Origin of the sequence: Mycobacterium senriense, from assembly GCF_019668465.1 — a bacterium.
In the GTDB taxonomy this organism is placed as follows: domain Bacteria; phylum Actinomycetota; class Actinomycetes; order Mycobacteriales; family Mycobacteriaceae; genus Mycobacterium; species Mycobacterium senriense.
Map to the genome: position 1 here is coordinate 2,215,011 of NZ_AP024828.1, position 22,381 is coordinate 2,237,391.

26 protein-coding genes and 3 tRNA genes are annotated in these 22,381 nt (G+C 67.5%); 7 read left to right on the top strand and 22 right to left on the bottom strand.

Annotation, left to right across the window (positions count from 1 at the left end):
* The 10 genes from dprE2 to MTY59_RS10545 form a co-directional block, all read right to left on the bottom strand.
* Positions 1-765 (bottom strand): decaprenylphospho-beta-D-erythro-pentofuranosid-2-ulose 2-reductase, encoded by a 765-nt coding sequence (gene dprE2, locus MTY59_RS10500; RefSeq protein ID WP_221045581.1) that lies wholly within the window; start codon positions 763-765, stop codon positions 1-3.
* On the bottom strand, positions 766-2,157 hold the full coding sequence (gene dprE1, locus MTY59_RS10505) for a decaprenylphosphoryl-beta-D-ribose oxidase (RefSeq protein WP_221045582.1): 1,392 nt from the start codon (positions 2,155-2,157) through the stop codon (positions 766-768). It lies immediately after the preceding gene.
* Between the two features lie 32 nt (positions 2,158-2,189).
* Positions 2,190-2,624, bottom strand: a complete 435-nt coding sequence (locus MTY59_RS10510; protein WP_250160798.1) for a GtrA family protein — start codon at positions 2,622-2,624, stop codon at positions 2,190-2,192.
* 43 nt (positions 2,625-2,667) lie between these two features.
* Positions 2,668-3,147, bottom strand: coding sequence for a GreA/GreB family elongation factor (locus tag MTY59_RS10515; RefSeq protein ID WP_221045583.1), 480 nt, complete (start codon positions 3,145-3,147; stop codon positions 2,668-2,670).
* A gap of 102 nt (positions 3,148-3,249) precedes the next feature.
* On the bottom strand, positions 3,250-4,128 hold the full coding sequence (locus MTY59_RS10520) for a TauD/TfdA dioxygenase family protein (protein WP_221045584.1): 879 nt from the start codon (positions 4,126-4,128) through the stop codon (positions 3,250-3,252).
* 102 nt (positions 4,129-4,230) lie between these two features.
* Positions 4,231-5,061 carry a galactan export ABC transporter permease subunit Wzm/RfbD gene (wzm, locus tag MTY59_RS10525; RefSeq protein ID WP_221045585.1) on the bottom strand — a complete coding sequence of 277 codons (831 nt, stop codon included), beginning with the start codon at positions 5,059-5,061 and terminating at the stop codon, positions 4,231-4,233.
* Positions 5,058-5,978: a galactofuranosyltransferase GlfT1 gene (glfT1, locus tag MTY59_RS10530; protein ID WP_221045586.1), complete on the bottom strand. Its 921-nt coding sequence runs from the start codon at positions 5,976-5,978 to the stop codon at positions 5,058-5,060. The genes wzm and glfT1 overlap by 4 nt, the downstream gene beginning before the upstream one ends.
* A complete protein-coding gene (gene wzt / locus MTY59_RS10535) occupies positions 5,971-6,819 on the bottom strand; it encodes a galactan export ABC transporter ATP-binding subunit Wzt/RfbE (protein WP_221045587.1) in 849 nt (282 codons plus the stop codon). Before wzt ends, glfT1 begins: the two co-directional genes overlap by 8 nt.
* A 15-nt stretch (positions 6,820-6,834) precedes the next feature.
* Positions 6,835-7,284, bottom strand: coding sequence for a bacterial proteasome activator family protein (locus MTY59_RS10540; protein ID WP_250160858.1), 450 nt, complete (start codon positions 7,282-7,284; stop codon positions 6,835-6,837).
* Positions 7,285-7,361: 77 nt separating this feature from the next.
* Positions 7,362-9,335, bottom strand: a complete 1,974-nt coding sequence (locus tag MTY59_RS10545; RefSeq protein WP_221045589.1) for a DUF6541 family protein — start codon at positions 9,333-9,335, stop codon at positions 7,362-7,364.
* 118 nt (positions 9,336-9,453) lie between these two features.
* Between MTY59_RS10545 and MTY59_RS10550 the strand changes: the two genes are divergently transcribed.
* A complete protein-coding gene (locus MTY59_RS10550) occupies positions 9,454-10,650 on the top strand; it encodes a cysteine desulfurase-like protein (RefSeq protein ID WP_221045590.1) in 1,197 nt (398 codons plus the stop codon).
* Between the two features lie 16 nt (positions 10,651-10,666).
* Here MTY59_RS10550 and MTY59_RS10555 read toward each other — a convergent pair whose 3' ends face one another.
* Positions 10,667-11,641, bottom strand: coding sequence for an NAD(P)H-quinone oxidoreductase (locus tag MTY59_RS10555; RefSeq protein WP_221045591.1), 975 nt, complete (start codon positions 11,639-11,641; stop codon positions 10,667-10,669).
* Between the two features lie 37 nt (positions 11,642-11,678).
* Here MTY59_RS10555 and MTY59_RS10560 point away from each other — a divergent pair.
* Positions 11,679-11,765, top strand: a tRNA-Ser gene (locus MTY59_RS10560).
* A gap of 3 nt (positions 11,766-11,768) precedes the next feature.
* Here the strand turns inward: MTY59_RS10560 and MTY59_RS10565 are convergent.
* The 4 genes from MTY59_RS10565 to MTY59_RS10580 are packed head-to-tail and all read right to left on the bottom strand — an operon-like array spanning position 11,769 to position 15,234.
* Positions 11,769-12,890, bottom strand: a complete 1,122-nt coding sequence (locus MTY59_RS10565; RefSeq protein WP_221045592.1) for an Rv2629 family ribosome hibernation factor — start codon at positions 12,888-12,890, stop codon at positions 11,769-11,771.
* A 37-nt stretch (positions 12,891-12,927) separates the two neighbouring features.
* Positions 12,928-13,116, bottom strand: coding sequence for a hypothetical protein (locus MTY59_RS10570; protein ID WP_221045593.1), 189 nt, complete (start codon positions 13,114-13,116; stop codon positions 12,928-12,930).
* Positions 13,117-13,145: 29 nt separating this feature from the next.
* Positions 13,146-14,384: a lipase LipE gene (lipE, locus tag MTY59_RS10575; RefSeq protein ID WP_221045594.1), complete on the bottom strand. Its 1,239-nt coding sequence runs from the start codon at positions 14,382-14,384 to the stop codon at positions 13,146-13,148.
* 25 nt (positions 14,385-14,409) lie between these two features.
* Positions 14,410-15,234: a crotonase/enoyl-CoA hydratase family protein gene (locus MTY59_RS10580; RefSeq protein WP_221045595.1), complete on the bottom strand. Its 825-nt coding sequence runs from the start codon at positions 15,232-15,234 to the stop codon at positions 14,410-14,412.
* 23 nt (positions 15,235-15,257) lie between these two features.
* Here MTY59_RS10580 and MTY59_RS10585 point away from each other — a divergent pair, with 23 nt between their 5' ends.
* The gene (locus MTY59_RS10585; protein ID WP_221045596.1) at positions 15,258-15,842 is read left to right on the top strand and encodes a TIGR03086 family metal-binding protein; all 585 of its coding nucleotides are present in this window, start codon (positions 15,258-15,260) and stop codon (positions 15,840-15,842) included.
* Between the two features lie 84 nt (positions 15,843-15,926).
* Here the strand turns inward: MTY59_RS10585 and MTY59_RS10590 are convergent, their stop codons facing one another.
* Complete coding sequence (locus MTY59_RS10590; RefSeq protein ID WP_221045597.1) at positions 15,927-16,388, bottom strand: DUF4334 domain-containing protein; 462 nt, start codon at positions 16,386-16,388, stop codon at positions 15,927-15,929.
* 9 nt (positions 16,389-16,397) lie between these two features.
* Complete coding sequence (gene hisC / locus MTY59_RS10595) at positions 16,398-17,465, bottom strand: histidinol-phosphate transaminase (RefSeq protein WP_221045598.1); 1,068 nt, start codon at positions 17,463-17,465, stop codon at positions 16,398-16,400.
* Positions 17,466-17,548: 83 nt separating this feature from the next.
* Here hisC and MTY59_RS10600 point away from each other — a divergent pair.
* Both MTY59_RS10600 and MTY59_RS10605 read left to right on the top strand, forming a co-directional pair.
* Positions 17,549-17,637: transfer RNA gene (locus MTY59_RS10600), tRNA-Ser, on the top strand.
* Positions 17,638-17,680: 43 nt separating this feature from the next.
* Positions 17,681-17,753: transfer RNA gene (locus MTY59_RS10605), tRNA-Arg, on the top strand.
* A 4-nt stretch (positions 17,754-17,757) separates the two neighbouring features.
* Here the strand turns inward: MTY59_RS10605 and MTY59_RS10610 are convergent.
* Positions 17,758-18,042, bottom strand: coding sequence for a hypothetical protein (locus MTY59_RS10610; RefSeq protein WP_221045599.1), 285 nt, complete (start codon positions 18,040-18,042; stop codon positions 17,758-17,760).
* Positions 18,043-18,682: 640 nt separating this feature from the next.
* Between MTY59_RS10610 and MTY59_RS27685 the strand changes: the two genes are divergently transcribed.
* Entirely contained in the window at positions 18,683-18,811 is a 129-nt protein-coding gene (locus tag MTY59_RS27685; RefSeq protein WP_284145693.1) for a hypothetical protein, read from the top strand.
* Here the strand turns inward: MTY59_RS27685 and MTY59_RS10615 are convergent.
* From MTY59_RS10615 to MTY59_RS10630, 4 genes are read right to left on the bottom strand one after another with little or no spacing between them, the layout of a single operon-like run.
* A complete protein-coding gene (locus tag MTY59_RS10615) occupies positions 18,808-19,377 on the bottom strand; it encodes a GNAT family N-acetyltransferase (RefSeq protein ID WP_221045600.1) in 570 nt (189 codons plus the stop codon). The genes MTY59_RS27685 and MTY59_RS10615 overlap by 4 nt on opposite strands.
* Positions 19,378-19,387: 10 nt before the next feature.
* Positions 19,388-19,867 carry a hypothetical protein gene (locus tag MTY59_RS10620; protein WP_221045601.1) on the bottom strand — a complete coding sequence of 160 codons (480 nt, stop codon included), beginning with the start codon at positions 19,865-19,867 and terminating at the stop codon, positions 19,388-19,390.
* Positions 19,868-19,886: 19 nt separating this feature from the next.
* On the bottom strand, positions 19,887-20,885 hold the full coding sequence (locus tag MTY59_RS10625) for a phosphotransferase family protein (protein ID WP_415822768.1): 999 nt from the start codon (positions 20,883-20,885) through the stop codon (positions 19,887-19,889).
* A gap of 39 nt (positions 20,886-20,924) precedes the next feature.
* A complete protein-coding gene (locus tag MTY59_RS10630) occupies positions 20,925-21,281 on the bottom strand; it encodes a nuclear transport factor 2 family protein (protein WP_221045603.1) in 357 nt (118 codons plus the stop codon).
* A gap of 125 nt (positions 21,282-21,406) precedes the next feature.
* On the opposite strand from MTY59_RS10630, the gene MTY59_RS10635 reads away from it, so the two are divergent.
* On the top strand, positions 21,407-22,351 hold the full coding sequence (locus tag MTY59_RS10635) for a class I SAM-dependent methyltransferase (RefSeq protein ID WP_221045604.1): 945 nt from the start codon (positions 21,407-21,409) through the stop codon (positions 22,349-22,351).
* The last annotated feature ends 30 nt before the right edge of the window (positions 22,352-22,381 follow it).

The window sequence follows — 22,381 nt, forward strand, 5'->3', positions numbered from 1 at the left end:
TCAGATGGGAAGCTTGCGGAAGATGGGACGCGGGACGTGTCGCAACACCATCATCACATAACGGAATGCTGCTGGTGCCCAAACCAATTCCTTACCTTTGGCGGCCGCGGTCACCGCGAGGTTGGCGACGTATTCCTTATCGACGGTCAGTGGCGCTTCCTTGACGTGCGCGCTCATCCGGGTACGCACCTGGCCGGGCCGGATCACCAGGACGCGAACTCCATACTCGCGCAACGCTTCTCCGAGTCCCAGGTAAAAGCCGTCCAGTCCCGCCTTGGTGGAGCCGTAGACGAAGTTGGACCGCCGCACCCGCTCACCGGCCGCCGAGCTCATCGCGATGATCTGGCCGAAGCCCTGGGCGCGCATCTTCTCGCCCAGCAGCACTCCCACCGAAACCGCCGCGGTGTAGTTGATTTCGACGGCCTGCACCGCCTTGTGCTGGTTCTGCCACAGCTCCTCGGCGTCCCCCAGGATGCCGAACGCGACGATGGCCACGTCAACGTCACCGTTGGCGAAGGCCGCGTCGATCATCTTCGGGTGGGCGTCGGGATCGGTGGCTTCGAAATCGATCAGCTCGACCGAGCGCGCGCCGGCGGCCCGCATCTGCGCCACCGCGGCGTCGCGGCCGGGGTCGCCGGGCATGGCGGCCAACACAATCCGGGCGTGCGCGTTCTGCAGGTAGCGTTCGCAGATGGCCAGGCCGATCTCGGAGGTACCGCCGAGCAGCAGAATGGTCTGCGGATTACCTACGGCATCGAGCACCATTTAGAGCAGCTCCAAACGTCGGGCCATGTCGGAGGCGAACACCCCTGTCGGATCCACCTTGCGTCGCACGGCGATCCACTCGTCGATGCGCGGGTACATGGCGTGGAAGGTTTCGGCGCTCACGCGGGAGTCCTTGGCGGTGTAGACCCTTCCGCCGAATTCCAGCACGCGCCTGTCGAGTTCGTTGAGGAACTCGTTGATCCCCGGCTTGTTGGGGAAGTCCATGGCGACGTTCCAGCCCGCCATCGGGAAGCTCAGCGGTGCGCGGTTGCCCGGCCCGAAAAGCTTGAACACGTTCAGCGCCGAGTAGTGGCCGGTGGTCTGGATCCAGCGGATGATGGCCTTGAACTCATTCATCGCGTCCGGCGGAACCAGGAACTGGTGTTGCGCGAAACCCCTTGGGCCGTAAGCGTTATTCCAGCCACTGACCAGGTCGAGCATGTGATAGAACTGCGACAGGTTCTGGATCTTTCCGCTGTAGGTCCCGCCCAGCCGGTAGTACACCTCGCCGATCGCCATGAATGACAGCTTGTTCATCGCACTGATCGGGAACACGTCGGGCACCGTCAACAGCTGCGGCGCATCGAATTTCAACGGGTTTTTGGCCAGCTTCTCCGGCAGCTGATCGAGCTTGGCCAGGCTGCCCCGGCTGACCGAGGCCCGGCCCAGCTTCGGCGGCGGACTGATCAGGTCGAACCACGCGCTGGAGTAGGTGTAGTTGGCCTCGCTGCCGTCGAGGTGAACGGCGACCGTTTCGTCGAGGTCGTGGGTGGCGACACCGTCGGCGATGAAGTACGCCGTCTCCGTCGGCGTCATGGCGATGGTGGCGCGCAGCACGATCCCGGTCAGGCCGTTGCCGCCGATGGTCGCCCAGAACAGGTCGGCATCGTCCCCGTCGGGGGTGATGGTGCGGACGGTGCCGTCGGCCATGAGCAGGTCCATCGACCGGACGTGGTTACCGAAGCTGCCCGCGCTGTGGTGGTTCTTGCCGTGGATGTCGCAGGCGATCGCGCCGCCGACGGTGACCTGGCGCGTTCCCGGCAGCACCGGCACCCACAGCCCGAACGGCAGCGCCGCCTTCATCAGCTGGTCCAGGCTGACGCCGGCGTCGACGTCGACCAGCCGGGTGTCGGCGCTGATCGAGTGGATGCGGTTGAGCCCGGTCATGTCGATCACCAGGCCGCCACCGTTTTGGGCGTTGTCGCCGTAGGACCGGCCCAGCCCGCGGGCGATCACGCCCCGGCTGTTGGGATCGCCCGAGTCGGCCACCCGGGCCACCGCCTTGCCGATCACCTCGGGATCGCGGGCAGAGAGCACCTGGGCCACCGACGGTGCGGTGCGCCCGAAGCCCATCAGCCGGGCGGGCTTGGTCGGGGGATCGGTGCTCGACATCGTCAAAGAGGGTACCGCTTGCCGAGGGCGGCTCAGCGGATGCGGAAGATTACGGCCCGCTGCACGACGAAGTTGATCACCGTCGCGGTGCCCTGCGCGATCACGAACGCGACGAGCGGCGCCCAGCCGCGGTAGTGCAGAAGCGCCAGGCACACGTGGTTGAGCCCGACCTGCACGGCGAACGTGATGGCGTAGAGGACCATGACCGCGACGAACCGGGCGGTGCTGGGCGACGCCTGGAAGGTCCAGCGCCGGTTGATCAGGTAGGCGGTGATGGTGCCGACGATGAAGCTGGTGGCCTTGGACAGGTCAACCTGGACGCCCACGACTTTCCACAGCAGCAGGTAGAGCCCGAAGTCCACGATCCCCGCCAGGCCACCGGTGACGACGAACCGGGTGACCTGCGTCGTCAGGCTCAAGTGCGGGCGCGCGTCTTCAGACGCGGCATCGGGCAGCGGGGCAACCATCGAGGGGAGTCTAACGGGGCCGGCGGGCGCTCCCCGGCAAGCGTCAGCGGGGCAGCTTGACCGAGATCAGCTCGACCTGGTTCTCGCCCTGCGGCGTCGAGTAGGTCACCTTGTCGCCCGGTTTGCGCCCGGCCAGGGCCTGGGCCAGGGGGCTGCGCGCGGTCAGCGTCTCGGCCTCCCGGCCGACGGGAGTCTCCTCGACGATAGAGATCACGTGCATCGTGACGACTTCACCGTCGGAGAACCGCAGGGTCACCTCGGTGCCGCCGGGCAGCGTCTCCGACGCATCGGCGTCGGATGGCCCGGCCCGCAATCGCCGGTCCAACTCGTTGATCCGGTCGGTGAGCACCACCAGTTCCTCTGCCCGCTGGATCGCCTCGGCGGCGTCGCCATGATCGCCCACCATGCCGCGGTCGTTCTTGACCTCGGCCTCGAGCCGGTCACGCCGTTGCCGTAGCCGGTCCAGCTCAGCTTCGAGGTTGTTCCGCGCGGCGTCCGCTGCCGATGGGACCTTTTTGCTCACGTCGGTGGACCTTTCGACCGGTTGCGCAGATGGCGTTCCAGTGTGACACCACCACGACGCACCCGCCACCATCATGGGCCGCGTGGCCGTCGGATTGGCCTGTCACCGGCGCATCGGCGCACGCATCGCGTCGAGCCCGTCCCCGGCCGTCGCGGCGATCGTGCTCCGCACCATGTGGCGCGGCTCTCGCGCCGGCCACGGCCGGCCGCGGTGCATGATCGCGCGGTTGTCCCACATCACCACGTCGCCCTTGCGCCACGAGTGCAGGTAGCGCGCTCCGGGGGCGGTCGCCGCCTGGGTCAGCTCGGCCAGCAGCTCTTGCGCCGCGGTCCGCCCCATGCCCTCGATCGCGAAGGTGTGCGAGGCCATGTACAGCGCCTTGCGGCCATTGACCGGGTTCTTCCACACAAGACGCCAGCATTGCGGCGGCAGCGCCGCCCGCTCAGCCGGCCCGACAAGGTCGGGCGCGATCTTGGCGCGCGAAAAGGCGTATTCGTGCCAGGCGAACGAATTCTCCAACCGGCGCTGCAGCGCCGGGTCGAGGCGCTCGAAGGCAAGCCGGGTGGAGACGTACTCGGTCTCGCCTCCCCGTGCCGGAACGATGCGCGACGACAGCACCGAAGCGAGCGCCGGCACCCGCTTGAACGAACTGTCGGTGTGCCACAGCTGGTTCGCCTTGTTTTCAAGGGCGAGCCGGTGGTCTGCGGGCACCACGTTGCCCTCCTCGTCGAGTGTCTTGAGGACGACGAGGTTGCTGCCGGCGCCCACCGACCCCGGCTTGGTGACCTCGAGCGGGCCGAACCGGCGGGTGAAGGCGAGTTGTGCTTCGTCGGTGACGTCCTGGTCACGAAAGACCAGAACCGAATGCTCCTCGAACGCCGCGCGCACCGCCGCGTATGCGGCGTCGGCCGCCGCAACCTCGTCCGTGGTGACTCCGCGCACTTCCGCGGCAAAGCCCGGGCCCAGCGGCACGATGTCCATCGCGCGCCCTCCATCGCGTTCGAGGTCTGAGCACGACTTTCCACCCAAAGCGGGTCCGCGGCAACCAAGCCGGCGCGGGGCCTCGAGCGACCGCCCGCCGGGCTACACCCAGTAGGGCACCCGGGCGCGGTATTGGCGCATCGCGAAGGCCGCCAGGATCCAGCCGACGGCCGTCAGCACCAGCACCACGGCCCAGTGCCGCAATTCCTGATGCGACCCGAGCAGCGGGGCGCGAACGATGTCCAGATAGTGCAGCAGCGGGTTGAGTTCGACGATCTTCGACCACCGTCCGGCGCCCTGCTGCCGCAAGGTGTCGTCGTTCCAGATGATCGGCGTCATGAAGAACAGCAGCTGCACGATCGAAAACAGCAACGGGCCGATGTCGCGATAGCGGGTCGCCAGGATGCCGAAACACAGTGACACCCAGATGCAGTTGAGTACGATCAGCGCCAACGCCGGGATCACCGAAAGATCGGCCCACGACCACGGTTTGGGGAAGATCATCGCGATGACGACGTAGATGACGATGTTGTGTGCGAACAGGATCATCTGCCGCCACACCAGCCGGTAGACGTGCACGCTCAGCGGCGTGGGCAGTTGCTTGATCAGTCCCTCGTTGGCGACGAAGACGTCGGCGCCCTCCAGGATGGCGGCGTTGATCAGGTTCCAGATGATCAGCCCCAGCGTCACATACGGCAGATGCAGCGACAGCTCGAGATGAAACAGCTTGGAGTACAGGCCGCCCATCGCCACGGCCGTGGTCCCGGTCGCGATGGTGATCCAGAACGGCCCCAGCACCGAGCGGCGGTAGCGCTGCTTGATGTCCTGCCACCCCAGGTGCAGCCAGAGCTCGTGCCGGTGGAAGCCGTCGGCGAGATCGCCCCGCGCGCGGGTGAAGGTCCGCGACTGTGCCGCCGCGTCGAAAAACGTCATCGGGAACCTCCCGCATCGTGCTTGCCGAACTGCTCGCGACGGCCTAAACGCCGCAACCTGATCCATTCCAGCAGGCCGCGCGGGTCGCGACGGGTCACCAGGAAGAACCAGCCGAACCGCACCCACTCCTGCACCAGCAGCTTGCGCAGGCCGGGCTGCGACAGCAGGTAGCCGCGGTTGCGGTAGGTATAGAACCGCTTGGTGTCGTCGTCGGGATACTGGGTGTGCATGCGGCCACCCAGAATCGGGCGGAATTCGTCGGATCCGCAGGGGTGCAAGTAGATCGTGTCCAGGCACGTCCCGAACGGCAGGCCGGAGCGAACCAGCCGGCGGTGCATCTCCACCTCGTCGCCGCGGATGAACAGCCGCAGATCCGGAACGCCGATCGCGTCCAGGGTGGCGGCCCGGAACAGGGCGCCGTTGAACAGCGAGGCGATCCCGAACAGCAGGTCTTGGTCCGCCTCGGTGCGCAATTCGCTTACGTGCCTGCGCCATACCAGGCCGCGCCGCAGCGGGAACGCCAGCCGCTGCGGGTCGTCCATATTGCAGACCATCGGCGATACCTCGGCCAGGCCGTGCTTCTCGGCGCAGGCCAGCAGAGTGGCCAGCACGTTCGAGTCCTGCGGGCGCCCGTCGTCGTCGGCCAGCCACACCCAGTCGGCGCCCCGGGCCAATGCGTGCAGCATGCCCAGCGCGAAACCTCCTGCGCCGCCGAGGTTTCGGTGCGATGCCAAGTAGGTCGTCGGGATCGGTTGGCCGGCAACCAGATCGCGGATCCGGCCGTCGCGCGGACCGTCGTTATCCACCACGATGAGATGATCGGGCAGCCGGGTCTGCGTGCTTAGCACGTCCAGCGACTTGGCCAGCTCGTCGGGGCGCCGGTGGGTGACGACGACGGCGACGACTGTCTCACTCATCCCCGGATGCTCTTTGGGCCAGGGGTGTCTCGACCCGATTCGCGTGCTGGTCCTCTTCGAGCACCTCGCGGACGTGGCGGGCGGCGTCCTCCCCTTCATAGGCGCGCACCACGTCTTCGATGCCGCCGGACATGCGGATGACGCCGTGGTCGATCCACATCGCCGTCTTGCACAGCCGGGCCAGGAATTCGTTGGAATGGCTGGCGAACACCAGGATTCCGGAGCGCTCCACCAGACTCTGCAATCGCGATTGTGCTTTCTTCAGAAAGTCTGCGTCCACCGCGCCGATGCCCTCGTCGAGCAGCAGGATCTCGGGGTCGATGCTGGTGACCACGCCCATCGCCAGCCGCACCCGCATGCCGGTGGAATAGGTGCGCAGCGGCATCGACAGGTAGTCACCCAGTTCGGTGAACTCGGCGATCTCATCGACCTTGGACAGCATCTGCTTTCGCGTCTGACCCAGGAACAGGCCGCGAATGATGATGTTCTCGTAGCCGGAGATCTCGGGGTCCATGCCGACGCCGAGATCGAAGACCGGCGCCACCCGGCCGGTGACCGTCGCCCAGCCCCGGGTGGGTTCGTAGATGCCCGAAAGTAGCCGCAGCAGAGTCGATTTGCCTGCCCCGTTGTGGCCGACCAGCCCGACCCGGTCGCCAAGCTCGAGGGACATGGTGATATCCCGCAGCGCTTCGACCACCACCACGTTGGAGCTGTTGCGGCCGATCGTGCCGCCGGCCTTGCCCAGGAATGCCTTCTTCAACGAGCGTGATTTGGCGTCGAAGATGGGAAACTCCACCCACGCGTTGTGCGTCTCGATGTGAGGACCAGAATCCGGCGCCATTGATGCTGCGTCTGCTTACAGGTACTGACCGTGCCCGGGCGCGCCCCCGGGCTTACCCATGCCCGGGGGGAGGGCGCCCTGGCGCATGTTTTCCAGCTGCGCGCGGGCGGCCATCTGCTGGGCGAACAGCGCGGTCTGGATGCCGTGGAACAGTCCTTCCAGCCAGCCGACCAACTGCGCTTGGGCGATGCGTAATTCGGCGTCGGACGGCGCGGCGTCTTCGTTGAAGGGCAGGGTGAGGCGGTCGAGCTCCTCACGCAGTTCGGGTGCCAAGCCCTCTTCCAGTTCCCGGATGCTGGTCGCGTGGATCTCGCGCAGCCGGTTACGGCTGGCCTCGTCCAGCGGTGCGGCGCGCACCTCCTCGAGCAGCTGCTTGATCATGGTCCCGATGCGCATCACCTTCGCCGGCTGCTCGACCAGGTCGGTCAGGGACCGCTCGTCCTCGTCGTCGTCGGCCAGTGCCATCACGCGCGGATCGACACCACCGATGACTTCGACGTCGTCATCGTCGTTGCGGGTACTCAATGCTTCACCATCCTGGACTATGAGTGTGGCGTCGTGCCGTTTCCGCGCCATTCATAAATTCGGGCACCGCCGTTGTCGTAGATCAACGCCCACGACTTCGACTTATCCAGTGACACTAGTCCTTCGGGTACCGCGAACCCCCGGACAGTCGGCGAGCTGGTGTAGATGTACCGAATGTTGAGCGCTTTTATCGCTTCGAGGACCCGCGGATCGGAGTCGCCCCGGCGCGCGTACGCCCAGAAGATGTATCGGTTAGGGCCCGGACCCATCTGTTGTGGGTAGTCGTAGTGGGTCCACAGCGGGTGCAGGTCGGCGACGGCGTACATCCACGCCGTGCCGTCGGTGTTGGCGTTGCCGATCAGAGTCTCGTGCGCGCCGGGTAGCTTGGACAGGTAGGCCATGGCCATCAGATCGCGCTGGTCGATCATTACCGAGTCGTACTTGTCGCCGAACAACACGATGTGCCGATAAAGGTAGTGGCGCCCGGTCAGCACCGTGGTTGCCACCAGAAGCACCGCCGTGGTCGCGATCCAGACCGGGGCGGGCAATGGTTTGAACCGGCCGGTGACCCGTTTGGCGGCGGCCACGACGCCCACGACGATCGCGAACACCGCGACACCCGCCATCGGCTCCAGCAGCAGGGTGATGGCGGCCGAGATCCGGCGGGGATCTTTGTAGAAGAACTCGCCGAACATTCCGGCCACCGCACCGACCGGGCCGCCCAGCGGATTTCCGGCGTCGACGTCGACCACGACCAGCACCAGCCACAAGGCGAGCGGCCACCAGATCTTCTTGACCAGGAAAATGACCCCACCGACGGCGGTGACCGCGATCAACCCGTACTGCACCGGGAAGTCGTTGAGGTGGCGGGAGTGCTGGAAGACGGCGTCGAAAATGCCCCGCTTCTTACTGAGGTGGGTCAGAAAGGAGTGCCCGGCGATGATGTCCTCCTGCCCCTGGACGCTGATGAACTGCGGCAGCAGGATCAGTCCGCACAGCACGGCAGTGCAGGCCAGGACCAGAAAATCGGCCAGCCGGCCACGCGCCGGGTGCCACAGCGCATCGATGAGCCACCAGGCCACCAGGAACAACAGCACGATCACCCCGCCAGTGATGTGCACCGACATGACGCCCACCCAGGCCAGCACCGCTGTCGGGATGCGGTCGCGGTGCCGCAGCGTGGAAGCGATCAAGACGAACGCCGGGACCGCGACCCCGTAGGCCGCCAGGTTGGGCATCGCGGCGACGCCGAACTCGACATAGGGGAGCGCGGTGAACGACGCCGACAACGCGGCCGCGGTGGCCGCGGCCCCGGCGCAGCGCCACTCGGTCGTGCGCGGCCGCATCAGCTGCCAGGTGAGCATCGCCGCGCTGGTGGGGAACAGCCAGACCGATGCGGCGACCGAACTCAACGTGTAGCCGGTGGTGGGCGCGGCCCCGGTCAGCTGGCAGAACACCGCGGTCAGGGCGTGGAACACCGAGGGGTAGTACAGCGTCTTATGGGTCTCGACATTGCGCAGCTCGCCCATGTGGGTGGACGACGCCTGGCCGGTGTCCAGGATGAACCGGACCTCGTTGGCGTGCCAGACGGCGTCCCAGGTGCTGGGGATGGTCTGCCAGTGGGCGGCCAGGCCACGATAAGCGGCCCACATGATGAGCAGCGCCCCCAACGCCACGCCCGCCCCCACCGTGACGGCGGGCCAGCGGCTGACCGAGCGGGCTTCGGCATCGCGATCGCGGTAGCGGCCGAGCAGCAGTTGCAGCCCGATCATCAGCACGCACACCACGGCCAGCGAGGCCAGCGCCGTCCAGCCGTTCCACGGAATCCCGATGGCACCAAACGGAATAATGGCCAGCGCGACCACGCCGTAGGTCAGCGCCGGAGCGACCGCGACAGCCACCGGCCAAGACAACTGACTGATGCGTGCGATGATCGCCCCGGGCGCTATCAGCAAAAACAATGCAATGAGCGTTCCGAACCAGAGCCCCACTCGACTAGTATGGCTGGCCGGGTGCCCTGGCTCGGGAAGCCACCAGCTGGCCGGAACGTGTGTGGCGCCCGCTACCGTCACAGTTTCGCAAAAAAGCGGAAGCTCTAAGGTGGCCCACATGGCATATGACGTCGCCCGGGTGCGCGGACTGCATCCGTCGCTGGGTGACGGGTGGGTACACTTCGACGCCCCGAGCGGGATGCTGGTCCCCGATTCCGTCGCGACCACTGTGTCGACGGCCTTCCGCAGGTCCGGTCCCACCACCGTGGGCGCACACCCGTCCGCGCAGCGCAGCGCCGCCGTTCTGGAGGCGGCGCGGGCCGCGGTGGCCGATCTGTTCAACGTCGAGCCCGCGGGGGTCGTGCTGGGCGCCGACCGGGCGATCTTGCTGTCGGCGCTGGCCGAGGCGTCGTCGTCGCGGGCCGGCCTGGGCTACGAGGTCGTCGTCAGCCGCCTGGACGACGAGGCCAACATCGCTCCGTGGCTGCGCGCGGCGCACCGGTACGGCGCCAAGGTCAAGTGGGCCGAGATCGACATCGAGACCGGAGAGCTCCCGACGTGGCAGTGGGAGGGACTGATCGGGAAGTCGACCAGGCTGGTCGCCGTCGCCTCGGCCTCCGGGACGCTGGGCACGGTCACCGATCTGCGGGCGATGACCAAACTGGTGCACGACGTCGGCGGGCTGGTGGTCGTCGATCACTCCGCCGCGGCGCCCTACCGGCTGCTCGACGTCAAGGAAACCGACGCCGACGTGGTGGCGGTGAACGCCGCGGCCTGGGGCGGTCCCCCGATCGGGGCGATCGTGTTCCGTGAGCCGGCGCTGCTCAACTCGTTCAGCTCCATCTCGCCGGACCCCAAGGCCGTCGGGCCGGCGCGCCTCGAGATCGGCGCGCACCAGTTCGGTCTGCTGGCCGGGGTGGTGGCCAGCATCGAGTACCTGGCGTCGCTCGACGAATCCGCCCGCGGCACCCGGCGCGAACGCCTGGCTGTCTCGATGCAATCCGCCACTTCGTATCTGAACCGGATCTATGACTACCTGATGGTTTCGCTGCGCTCGCTGCCGCTGGTGATGGTGATCGGCCGCCCGGAGGTGCGGATCCCGGTGGTCAGTTTCGCCCTGAACGGCGTGCCCGCCGAGCGGGTCGTGCAGCGGTTGGCGGACAACGGGATTCTGGCCGTCACCAACGAAAGTTCCCGCGCGCTCGACGTGTTGGGCGTCAACGACGTCGGCGGCGCGGTCACCGTCGGGCTGGCGCACTACTCGACGACAGCCGAAGTCGATCAGTTGGTGCGCGCGCTGGCGTCCCTGGGCTGAGGTGCCGGGCCGTGGCCTAGGCCGGCAGCGTCAGCACGACCTTGCCGTGCACCTCTCCTGCCGCCAGCTTCTGGTGGGCGGTGCCCGCCTGCTCGATGGGGATCCGCTCGCCGATGATGGGCCGAACCCGGCCGTCGGCGATCATCGGCCACACCTTGGCCGTCACCGCCTGCACGATCTCGCTCTTGCTGTTCGGTCCGCTCACCGGACGGCCCCGCAGCGTGGTGCCGATGACGTGGGCCCGCTTGGCGAGCAGCTTGCCGACGTTGAGCTCACCCTTGATGCCGCCCTGCATGCCGATGATGACGAGCTGGCCGTCGGTGGCCAGGGCGTCGATGTTGCGGTCCAGATAGGAGGCGCCCATGATGTCGAAGATCACGTCGGCGCCGCCGAACTCCTGCACCCGTGCGACGAAGTCGTCGTCGCGGTAGTTGATGGTGATCTCGGCGCCCAGTTCGCGGCAGGTCTGCAGCTTTTCCTCGGACCCGGCGGTGACCGCCACCCGGGCCCCCAGCGCCCGGGCGATCTGGATGGCGTGGGTGCCGATGCCGCTGGCCCCGCCGTGCATCAGCAGCAGTTGCCCTTCGCACAGGTGGGCGGTCAGCACCAGGTTCGACCACACGGTGCAGGCCACTTCGGGCAGTCCGGCCGCGTCAACCAGGCCGACACCTGAGGGAATCGGCAGCAGCTGGCCGGCGGGAACGGCGACGTACTCGGCGTATCCGCCCCCGGCGAGCAGCGCGCAAACCTCTTGCCCGACAGACCAATTCGTGACACCGGAGCCGGTATCGGCGATGACGCCGGATACTTCCATGCCGATGATCTCGCTGGCGCCGGGCGGCGGCGGGTATTTACCGGCGGCCTGCAGCAGGTCGGCGCGGTTCACGCCGGCGGCGGTGACCTTGACCAGGACCTCACCCGGCCCGGCGGAGACGTCCGGCACTTCCTGCCAGGAGAGTTGCTCGGCGGATTCGGCGACGATGGCGCGCATGGTGGCCACGCTACCGAGTCCCGCTACCCTAATCAGCGGTGGCGTGGCAGAGCGGCCTAATGCACTCGCCTTGAAAGCGAGAGACGGCTAAAACCGTCCGGGGGTTCAAATCCCTCCGCCACCGCTCTCAGCGGTCGACGCTCTGGTGCAGCGTCGGCGCGTAGCGCAGCACCGCGCCCACGCCGTCGGCCGGGGAGATCCGCTCGTCGGTCCGCACCAGGGCGGCGCCGACCGAGATCGCCGACATCGGCAGCGCCTCGTCGGCCCGCAGCGTCTTGGCCGGCGCGGCGCCCTGCTCGGACAGCACGTTCTCGTCCGGGGCGATCGTCGTCAAGCCCTCGTCGGCGACGACGGTCGCATCGCCGATGTCGCCGATGATCAGTGTCTCCACCGCGCCTTGACGCAGCGCCGAGCAGACCGCGCCGAGTCCCTCGGCCGCCAGCCCCGAGTGCCGCCCGATCTCGGCGGTAAAGCGTTGCGCGGCACCGTCAATCGTGCGTAGCTGGCGCTTGACGAATTCGCCCTCGATGGCATGTTCGATCTCGCCGAAGTCGTGCCCGCTATGCCGTGCGCCGATCTCGAGTGCCACCGCCCGCTCCTGCAGGCGTTCGGGCAGTGCGGCGAGCATATCGGAGCGCGAGCGCACCTCACCCACCACGAAGATCACCTCGATCGCCTTGTCGTCGGCCAGCTCAGCGACGCGGTCGGCGACGGCGCGAAGGTTCTTGCGGCCCGCCTCCTCGGTGCGCAACTGGGGGTCGCCATAGCCGGCCGTCTCCGCACCGGAGGATTTGTGCACCGGATAGCCGCCGCCGTCGACGGTCTCGGTGCGCAGCGTCCCGCCGATGTGGGTGGTGATGTCGGCACCGCTGTGGTCGACGATCACCAGCACGTAGTCCGGGTGATCGAAGCTCTGCTCGAGAATCGGCACCAGATAAGGCAATTCGGAGACGCGAACGACGTCGGTGGCGGCGGGCCGAGCCAGGTGCTCGTTGATCACCACGACGTCGGCGCTGGCGATCACCGCGCGTCCGCTGCGGCCGATCGGCGGGCGCAGGTTCATGACGGCGTCCTCGATCTGGTCGATCACCGTCGCGGCGGCGCGCTGGCGCTCCAGCTCCTCTTTGACCGCGCGCCACTTCAGCTCGAGCTGAGCCTCGGCGTCATGGGTGTCGTGTGTGTCATCGAAATACACCGAAGCGAACGGCCCCGGTGCGTCCAGAAGTTTGCGGAAGCGGTGCGAGTCCATGCTTTGTTGGTTGCCCCACGAGCCGAGGGGCAAACACCTAGCTTCGATCGCCCTCGCTGTCGTCGAAGAAGTGCCAGTCGCCGTCGTGCTGGACTTCCATGCGCCAGCCGAGCTCGCTGTTGTCGGCCTTGTTGTCGACGAACCATGCGTGTGCGTCGTCGGCACTTTCGATGTCTTTGGTCGCGACGACGTTGCCCTTCGGATCGAGCACTCGATAGGTAGCCATGCCTGGCAGTGTTCCCACTGCCGTCGTGATCAACCCGTCGGAATTTCGGCGGTGATCGCGTCCAGCAGGGCGGTGTACCGCCGGGCTTCGGGATCCCGGCCGGGTTTGCCGCTGCTCACCACGCCGGCCGACAGCTCGCGCGCGGGGTCGGCCCAGATCGCGATGTTCACCAGGCCCAGGTTGCCGAACGCGTGCGGCGCGTTGCGGCCGAACGGGCCCCACCGGTTGGTGCCCAGGATGTAGCCGGTGCCCCACCGGGCCGGCTGCAGGCCGACCGCGAAATCCGGTCGCAGCCTTCGGCATTGGGTCACCGCGCCGTACATGGTCTCCGGACTGATCACCCGGACGCCGTCGAGTTCGCCTCCGCGGCGCCATATCTCGGCGAACCGCGACATCTCCTGCGCGGTCGACACCGTGTTGGACGACGGAATGATGGTGGTCAAAAACGCCGGGGAGTTGGTGTACGGGATCATCTCGTGCACGGTTCCGCCGATCGCCTTGCGGAAGATCTGGGCGACCACCGGCGGCAGCGTTTGCCCGGTGGCGTGGCTGGGCGCGACCAGCGGCACGTCCTTCTTCGCTACGCCGAAGTTGGTCCAGCGGAAGTCGAGCGGGTCGAGGATCTCGGTGGCCAGGATCTCGCGAATCTCCTTGCCCGTGGCCGCGTAGACGATCTCTCGGACCAGGGGACCCCACGTCAGCGCGTGGTACATGTGGATCAGGCCGGGACGGTAGAGCGGCCGCAACTCGCCCAGCTTCTGCTGCGCGTATTCGTGGTCGTCGGCGCGGGTGACGTCCGGCCTGGGGCCGGTCGGGAAGGGCAGTCCCGCGCTGTGCGTCATCACGTGCCGGATGGTGATCCGGTGCTTGCCGTGACTGGTGAACGTGGGGATGTATTCGCACACCCGGTCGTCGAGCGAGAAGACGCCGCGCTCGACCAGCATGTGCACCACGGTCGCCGCCATTCCCTTGGCCGCCGAGTACACGCAGAACGGTGTGTCCGGTGTGACCGCGATCTTCTCCGCGTCGGGCGGATCGCTGGGGGCGTTGCCCCAGCCGTGCCCGATCGCGCGGTTGAGCACGACGCGGCCGTGCCGGCGGATGCAGAGCTGGATGGCGGGATGGAAGCCGGCCCGGTACCAATGCCGGGCGGCCTGCCAGATCCGCTCGATGGCGGCGCTGTCGATTTCGGAGTGGTCTTCGGCGCCGATCGCCGTCACGGAGTCCAGGTCTGCCGGGAGGCGGATCTTGCCGTCTGGTGTCGTCACCTCAGCGAGGGTACGTGGCGCCGGACTACTCCCCGGTGAACTGCGGCGGGCGCTTCTCGAACGTCGCCGAGATGCCCTCGGTCAGGTCCTTGGACGGCAGGAAGGCCGCATTCCACGCCGCCACGTATCGCAGGCTTTCCGAGACGGCCGCGGTGCGCTGCTGGTCGAGAACGTCCTTGACACCGTGCACGGTCAGCGGGGGATTGGCGGCGATCTCCGCAGCGGTGGCGTGCGCGGCGGCCAGGGTGGCGTCGGCGTCGGCGTACACGTCGTTGACCAGACCGATCTTTTCGGCACGGGCCGCGTCGATGTCCTTGCCCGTCAGCGCCAGCTCGCGCAGATGCCCGTCGTTCAGGATCATCGGCAGGCGGGCCAGGCTGCCGACGTCGGCGACGATGGCGAGCTTGACCTCACGCACCGAGAACTTGGCGTCGGCGCTGGCGTAGCGGATGTCCACCGCCGAGATCAGGTCGACACCGCCGCCGATGCACCAGCCGTGCACCGCGGCGATCGTGGGGGTCCGGCAGTCGGCGACCGCACTGATCGCGCCCTGCATGCGCCTGACCTCGCGGTGGAACACCGCGCGCGGGCCGGCCAGCGCGTCGCCCGACAGCAGCGGCGTGAACGAGCCGCCCATCGCCGGCACGTCCAGGCCGTAGCTGAAGTTCTTGCCCGAACCGGTCAGCACGATGGCCCGCACCTCGGGGTCGGCGTCCAGCGCCGCGAACAGCTCCGGCATCTCCGACCAGAAGGCCGGTCCCATCGCATTGCCCTTGCCCGGTCCGACCAGCGTCACCTGGGCGACGTGGTCTTTCGTCTCGACGGTGACGGATTCGTATGCTTGCGCCATATCGAGACCGTAGCGTGGCGAATATGGCTCCTGACTTGCGACCCGGACCGCATTCCCCGCCCACCGACGAGCTGCACAGCGCCGAGGACACCTTGGGGGTGCTGCAGCGGGTCCTGCACACCATCGCCGCCGACGACCTGTCGCGGCGGACGCCGTGCACGGAATTCGACGTGGAGGCGCTCACCGGGCATCTGCTGAACTCGATTTCGGCGCTCGGGGGCATGGTGGGCGCGGAGATCCCGGAGCGCGAGGAAGGCGATTCGGTCGAGCGCCAGGTGATCGCCGCGGCTCGGCCCGCGCTGGACGCCTGGCACCGCCACGGCCTGGACGGATCGGTGCCGTTCGGCAAGGGCGAGATACCGGCGAACAGCGCGTGCGGCATCCTGTCGATCGAATTCCTGGTCCACGCTTGGGATTACGCCGCCGCGGTGGGCCACGACATCCACGCGCCAGAGCCGCTGTCCGAATACGTGCTGGGGCTGGCGCGTCAGATCATCAGGCCGGAGTTACGTGGTCAGGCAGGGTTCGACGACCCGGTCGAGGTCCAGGCCGACGTCGGCGCGCTTGAGCAGTTGGTCGCGTTCACCGGCCGCAATCCGGCAGGCTAAGCCCCTAACCGATCGGCCGAGTGTGCGGCCTGCCGCACGCTGGAGGTTGAGTGTGCGGCTAGCCGCACACTCGCGCGCGGTCGACTACACCCGCTCCAGGTAGAAGTAGTAGTACTTGCCGTTATCCCGGACACCCTTGCCGTTCATGATGCCCATCACGGCGTCGTCGTCGATCTTCTTGAAGTGGTCGTGCACCGGCTGGCCGTCGTAAACCATGGTGGCGGTGACCTCGCCGCGGAAGTCCTCCAGCCACAGGCTGGCCTCGCCCTTGCCCATCTCCACGTTGGAGAACTTGTTGCCCTCGGCGTCCAGGCACACGAGCGGCTGCACGTCGCGAACGGACTTGAAGGTCTTGCCGTACCAGCCGGCCTTTTCCAGTTGGCCGTTCATCTTGTGGCCGGTCTGGAACTCGCCGCCCTTCCACTCGCCGAGCATCCCGTCGATCGTCGCGGGCTGAAGTTCGGCCCAGAACTCGTCGAGCTCGGAATCCGCGATGTCGCCGCTGCGCTCTTTGAGTTCGGTGAACTTCTTCCGCGCGAGGTCCACGGCGACTCCTTACGATTCGGTGCGGGCGATCCAGTCGCAGGCGAAACGCAGCAGGGCGTCATTCTCCTCCGGCGCACCAATGGTGACACGGATGCCTTCGGACGCGAACGGCCGCACTACCAGGCGCGCGTCGGCGGCCTGCTCGGTGAAGTCCATGGTGCGCTCGCCCAGCGGCAGCCAGACGAAGTTGGCCTGCGACGGGGGCAGCTCGAACCCGGCCTCGCGCAGGGCGTCGCTCACGCGGGTCCGCTCGGTCACCAGCGCGTCGGTGCGGGCCATCAGCTCGTCGGAAGCCTCGAGAGACGCGATGGCGGCCGCCTGCGCGACGTTCGTCACCGCGAACGGCATGACGACCTTGTCCAGCGCGGTGATCAGGTCCGGGTGGCCCACCGCGTAACCGCAGCGCAGCCCCGCCAGCCCGTAGGCCTTCGAAAAGGTCCGCAGCACAACGACGTTGCTGCGCGTCAGGGCCAGCTCCAGGCTGTTGGGCAGCATGCCGTCGCGGATGTATTCGACGTAGGCCTCATCGATGGCGATCAGGACGTGCGGCGGCACCGCGTCGACGAATCGCGTCAACGCGTCCGGTTCGACGACGGTGGACGTCGGATTGTTCGGGTTGCACACGAAGATCAGCCGGGTGCGGTCGGTGATCGCGGCGAGCATCGCTTCGAGGTCGTGCGTGTGGTTGGTCAGCGGCACCTTGACCGTGGTCGCACCGGACACCTGGATGATGGGCAGGTAGCACTCGAAGCTGCGCCAGCCGATCATCACCTCGTCGCCGGCCGCCGCGGTGATCTGAACCAGCTGCTGGCACAACGTGACCGAACCACTACCGACCGCAATCTGCTCGGGCGCGACGTCCGAACCCAGGTGCATGGCCAGCGCGGCCTTGAGGTCCACGCTGGCGTTGTCCGGGTAGCGGTTGACGACGGCAACCGCACGCTCGATGGCCGCATGCACGCTGGGCAGCGGGCCGTACACGGTCTCGTTGCTGGCCAGTTTGATGGAGCCCGGGACGTTCTTGCCGGGGACATACACTGGCAGTCCGGCCAGTTCGTTGCGAAGGCGAGCGGTCACTTCGACAGTTTATGTCTCGACTGTGTACAGTATGGCCGGTTCCGCGAGACCGGAAAGGGGTCGGTACCCTCAGAAAGTCCAAGGGAGGCGTGCCAGAGCGGCCGAATGGGGCTCACTGCTAATGAGTTGTCCCCCTCAAAGGGGACCGGAGGTTCAAATCCTCTCGCCTCCGCTAGATCCTTTAGCGGCAACACGGAACGACAACTGAAGAACAGGCGCCCGTAGCTCAACGGATAGAGCATCTGACTACGGATCAGAAGGTTAGGGGTTCGAATCCCTTCGGGCGCGCTCATCACCTGCTGGCGGCCAGCCGCGCTTGCCGTTGTCTAGCCGCCGGCCGTGCCGGATCGACGGAGTTCCCCCCGAGATAGCAGCGCTCGAGCTGCTCGACGAGAGACTGTGCCTCCCGGATATCCCGGCGCAGCGTCGTTGCTTCGATTCGCAGTGCGCGTGCCCTGGCGTTGCTCGCGGTTCCGATCTGACGCTCGATCGACGCGAGCTTGTCGTTCAGCTCCTGCAGCTGAACGTGTAGCGCTCGAACGAACTCGACGGCCTGGGCAATCTGCCGTCGACCCATCGGGTCATTTCCCCCCACGCCGGCTATCTACCCGAGTGCTTTCGGCGCTCAAACTTCCTGGCTAATCCGGGCGCGCGAACGTTGCTGCGAGACTCGTTTAGTTAGCGCGACTCGAGCCGCAGATTCGCACGAGCGGTGGATAGGTCGTCGCAAAATCCAATTCCGCGGCCCACTCCCCGAAGTGGTCCGCCTCGGTGGGGCAACGGACGGTCCTATTCAGACGCGGACTCGACCCCAATCCGGTGAAGAGCCGTCCGAGAGCACCCCGGTCGGGCGCCGCGACAGCTGACCGAGCGCAGTTTGCTATGCCACAGACCGGGGTAGGTGGCATGCGAACACACCACTTGGACGGAGCAGCCCGTTGACCACCGCCGAACAGCCACCGCCAGAAGGCGACGAACAACCGCCACAGGCCACCGAGGGCAAAGAAGAGGAAGCAGACGCGCAGTCTGCTGAAGCCGACGACTCACAAAAGTGAGTGGGTCCGCGGGCGCGTTGCTCACGCGCTAGCCGTAACCGCGGTGCCGACGTTCGAATCCCTTCGGGCGCTCGGTAGCTGAGGGCTCGGCAACCCAAAATGATTTGAATCGTTAAGACCCAGTTTCTTGTCGGCGCAGCTTTTCGCCGATACTTTGCGCCCATGACAATCAACATTGAGCAAATCGGTGGCGGCGCGGGCGGCGGCTTCGTTGGTGGCGGCGCCGGAGGTGGTTTCGTCGGTGGTGGCGCCGGCGGGGGCTTCCTGGGCGGTGGCGCCGCCGGCGGCTAAGCCCCGGACTCGCGCACCCGGCCCGGCTGAATGATCGGCCCGGGTGCTTCATCCGGCTCGGCAGCCGCCAGATCGAGCTGCAGCCACGCGACGTCGTGCCAGCCGTCGTGTTTCCACTCGACGCGCCGGTACAGGCCCACTTCGGTGAACCCGAACGACCGGTGGAAGCCGTTGCTGGCCTCATTGGGCTGGGTGATACCGGCGAACGCCTGCCGGTAGCCCCGCTCGGCGAGCCTGCGCAGCATTTCCGTGTAGAGCGCGCGCCCTCCTCCGGTACCGCGATGGCCGGCGTCGAGGTAGATCCCGGTCTCGATCGACCACTGGTACGTGGCAAGGCGATTCAGGGCGTGGCCGTAGGCGAAGCCGATCACCCGGCAATCGCGTTCCAGGACAAGCCATTCGTGGCTCGCCTGCGCAGCGGCGATCCGCGCGGCCATTTCCTTTTCGGTGGGGACTTCGGTTTCCCAACTGATAACCGTGTGCTCGACGTACGGCCGGTAAATGGCAACGCACGCAGCCGCATCCGCTGCCGTCGCCGGGCGGATTAGGCCGCCGCTCGCGTGCATGTCGCCCGCGCTACGGCCGCGGCTGGAACGGCTGGAACGGCCCCCGGCGGGGCGGTTCGGTCACGGTCTGCGTGACGGTGCTGGTTTCCGTGCTCGGTGCGGCCGTGGTGGGCGGCTCCGTCGTCGTGCCGGTGTCGGTGCTCGGCGGCGGGGCCGTCTCGGTCACCGTCTGGGTCGGCGCGCCACCGCCGCCGCCCCTGTGATGCCGCGGCGTCCGCTCCGTGGTGGTCACCGGTGCGGTGGTGGACGGGACGGGCGTCGTCGTCGCGGGGGCGGGCGCCGGGGAGCCGCTGGTGAGCTTGACCACCGCGAACACCAGGGCGGCCAGCAGGATCACCCCGACGGCGCCGGCCGCGACCAGAGCCGCCGGACGGCGGTACCACGGCGTCGGCGGCTCCGGCGGCTGTGGCTCGGGTTGGTAAGACCCGCCGTACCGCGCGGCCGCGGTGGGCTCGGAGTAAAAATCCGGTTCCTCGGGATAAGGCGGCACGAGAGGAAATGGTAGTAGGTCAACCCTCGTCGGAGATGAGGCCCAGCGCCCGCTCGAACAGATGCACCGTGGCCGCGTGCAACTGGTCGCCGACCTCCTTCTCCGCCTTGCCGGCGCAGGCGCGGGCCAGCGTCCCCTCGATCACGATCCCGAGCTTGAAGCAGGCCAGCACGGTGTACCAGGTGATATGGGACAGGTCGCGGGTGGTGTGGGCGGCGTAGCGCTCGAAGAGCTCGTCGGTGCTGGCCAACCCGTCCTGCCCGCCCAGCGCGTGGCTGAAGACGCTGGAACCGTCGGACTGGCGCCAGGTGGCCAGCAGCCAGCCCAGATCCAGCAGTGGGTCGCCGATGGTGCACATCTCCCAGTCGACGATCGCGACCACGTCGGGTCCGGTGCGGGAGAACATCACGTTGGCGGCGTGGTAGTCGCCGTGCATGATCCCCGGCGTCCAGCTGGCCGGCCGGTGCCGGTCCAGCCAATTCGACACCTCCTCGATGCCGGGGATGTCGGGCCCGGGGTAGCCGTCGTACTGGTTGTAGGACTCCAGCTCCGATAGCCAGCGCGGCACCTGACGTTCCAAAAAGCCTTCGGGTTTGCCGAAATCAGCGAGACCCACCGCGACGTGGTCGACCGCGCCCAGCTTGGCCAGCGCGTCGGCCATCGACAGGCCCATGCCGTGGCGGATCTCGGCGTCGCCGGCGTGCAACGGCGGCAGGCCTTCGCCCGCGTTGAAGCCGTCGACCGGGTCCATCAGATAGAAGACGGCGTCGCCCAGCACACCGGTGTCCTCGCAGGCGGCGATCAGGTGGGGATGGGGGACGTCCGAACCCGCCAGTGCGGCAAGGACTTTCGTCTCCCGCAAGATCACGCTGTTGCTGCGTGGGCGCAGGTGTCGTGGCCCGCGCCGCAGCACGTATGGCCGGCCGGCCCGGGTGAATCGCAGCATGACGTTCTGGGTTCCGCCGGTGACGTTGGAAACGTCCTGTAGCGGCCCCTCGCCGAGCCCCTGTCCGGACATCCACTCCGCTACGGCTTCCAGATTCACGTAATCCACTTCTCAGCCCTTCGGGTGCGGCGTGTATCGGACGGTCTGCGCTTGGATCATGCCGTCGCGGAACACGAAGGTGTCAACACCGTCGTCAACCCGGTTGACGTCCGAATCGGCGGCCCACTCCAGGAACAGCACGTCCCCGTCGAAGAGCTGAGTTCGCAAGTCCCACTGCGCATCCGGCAGATCGGCGAGCAACGTCGCAAAGACGGTGCGGATGGCGTCCTTGCCGCGGGCGATGCCGGCGGGGCTGAGCAGCACCGAATCCTCGGCGTAGTCGACGACGATCTCGTCGAGGTCGCCCGCGGCCAGTGCGGTGCCGTGGTGGGCGAACACCTCCTGCGGCGTACGCGGGGCGGGCGTCATGGCACTCCCTTGCAACCTGTGGACCGTCTGAGAAAAAGGGTAGGGCAGGGGCGACGGGAGGCCCCGGGCGGCGGCGACTGGAAGAATAGTGTGCATAACTTACTTTCTGGGGAAGGGAACTGGCGATGCCGCGGACCGACAATGATTCCTGGGAGATCACTCAGAGCGTGGGCGCTACGGCGCTGGGTGTCGCCGCAGCTCGCGCAGCCGAAACCGAGAGCGAGAATCCACTGATCAACGATCCGTTCGCGCGCGTGTTCGTCGACGCCGCGGGCGAGGGCATGTGGAGCATCTACGCCGATCCGGCGCTGCTGGCCAAGGCGGGCGACATCGAGCCGGATCTGCGCGATCGCCTTCAGCTGATGGTCGACTTCATGGCGACCCGGACGGCGTTCTTCGACGAGTTCTTCCTCGGCGCCGCCGACGCCGGCGTTCGGCAGGTGGTGATCCTGGCGGCCGGCCTGGATGCACGCAGCTGGCGCCTCCCGTGGCCCGACGGCACCGTCGTCTACGAGCTCGACCAGCCCAAGGTGCTCGAGTTCAAATCCAAGACGCTGCGTGAACACGGGGCGGAGCCCAAGGCGCAGCTGGTCAACGTTCCGATCGATCTGCGCCAGGATTGGCCGAAAGCGTTGCAGGATGCGGGATTTGATGCCTCCAAGCCGGCGGTCTGGTCGGCCGAGGGGCTGGTCCGCTACCTGCCGGCACAGGCCCAGGACCTGCTGTTCGAGCGGATCGATTCGCTGAGCGCTGCGGGCAGTTGGCTGGCGTCCAACGTGCCCGCCGCGGGCTTCACCGACCCCGGCCGGGTGCAGCGCCAGCGCGACGACATGCGGCGGATGCGGGCCGCGGCCGCCGAATTGGTCAACGCCGAGATCACCGACGTCGACGATCTCTGGTACGCGGAGGAGCGCACTCCCGTCGACGACTGGCTGCGTGACCGCGGCTGGGACGTCACGACGGCGTCGTTCGCGGAGTTGATGGCGCGGTACGGCCGCAGCGTTCCGCAGGGCGCGGAGGACTCGATGCCGCCTACCCTCTACGTGTCCGCGCAGCGGACGGCGGGCTGATCCGCCGCGAGGCCCAAACCTGTAGCGCCG

Coding starts and splice junctions, on each gene's coding strand:
- dprE2 (WP_221045581.1), bottom strand. CDS start 765: ATGGTGCTCGATGCCGTAGGTAATCCGCAGACCATTCTGCTGCTCGGC.
- dprE1 (WP_221045582.1), bottom strand. CDS start 2,157: ATGTCGAGCACCGATCCCCCGACCAAGCCCGCCCGGCTGATGGGCTTC.
- MTY59_RS10510 (WP_250160798.1), bottom strand. CDS start 2,624: ATGGTTGCCCCGCTGCCCGATGCCGCGTCTGAAGACGCGCGCCCGCAC.
- MTY59_RS10520 (WP_221045584.1), bottom strand. CDS start 4,128: ATGGACATCGTGCCGCTGGGCCCGGGCTTTGCCGCGGAAGTGCGCGGA.
- wzm (WP_221045585.1), bottom strand. CDS start 5,061: ATGACGTTTTTCGACGCGGCGGCACAGTCGCGGACCTTCACCCGCGCG.
- glfT1 (WP_221045586.1), bottom strand. CDS start 5,978: ATGAGTGAGACAGTCGTCGCCGTCGTCGTCACCCACCGGCGCCCCGAC.
- wzt (WP_221045587.1), bottom strand. CDS start 6,819: ATGGCGCCGGATTCTGGTCCTCACATCGAGACGCACAACGCGTGGGTG.
- MTY59_RS10540 (WP_250160858.1), bottom strand. CDS start 7,284: ATGGCACTGGCCGACGACGACGAGGACGAGCGGTCCCTGACCGACCTG.
- MTY59_RS10550 (WP_221045590.1), top strand. CDS start 9,454: ATGGCATATGACGTCGCCCGGGTGCGCGGACTGCATCCGTCGCTGGGT.
- MTY59_RS10555 (WP_221045591.1), bottom strand. CDS start 11,641: ATGCGCGCCATCGTCGCCGAATCCGCCGAGCAACTCTCCTGGCAGGAA.
- MTY59_RS10565 (WP_221045592.1), bottom strand. CDS start 12,890: ATGGACTCGCACCGCTTCCGCAAACTTCTGGACGCACCGGGGCCGTTC.
- MTY59_RS10570 (WP_221045593.1), bottom strand. CDS start 13,116: ATGGCTACCTATCGAGTGCTCGATCCGAAGGGCAACGTCGTCGCGACC.
- MTY59_RS10580 (WP_221045595.1), bottom strand. CDS start 15,234: ATGGCGCAAGCATACGAATCCGTCACCGTCGAGACGAAAGACCACGTC.
- MTY59_RS10585 (WP_221045596.1), top strand. CDS start 15,258: ATGGCTCCTGACTTGCGACCCGGACCGCATTCCCCGCCCACCGACGAG.
- MTY59_RS10610 (WP_221045599.1), bottom strand. CDS start 18,042: ATGGGTCGACGGCAGATTGCCCAGGCCGTCGAGTTCGTTCGAGCGCTA.
- MTY59_RS27685 (WP_284145693.1), top strand. CDS start 18,683: ATGACAATCAACATTGAGCAAATCGGTGGCGGCGCGGGCGGCGGCTTC.
- MTY59_RS10615 (WP_221045600.1), bottom strand. CDS start 19,377: ATGCACGCGAGCGGCGGCCTAATCCGCCCGGCGACGGCAGCGGATGCG.
- MTY59_RS10625 (WP_415822768.1), bottom strand. CDS start 20,885: ATGTCCGGACAGGGGCTCGGCGAGGGGCCGCTACAGGACGTTTCCAAC.
- MTY59_RS10630 (WP_221045603.1), bottom strand. CDS start 21,281: ATGACGCCCGCCCCGCGTACGCCGCAGGAGGTGTTCGCCCACCACGGC.
- MTY59_RS10635 (WP_221045604.1), top strand. CDS start 21,407: ATGCCGCGGACCGACAATGATTCCTGGGAGATCACTCAGAGCGTGGGC.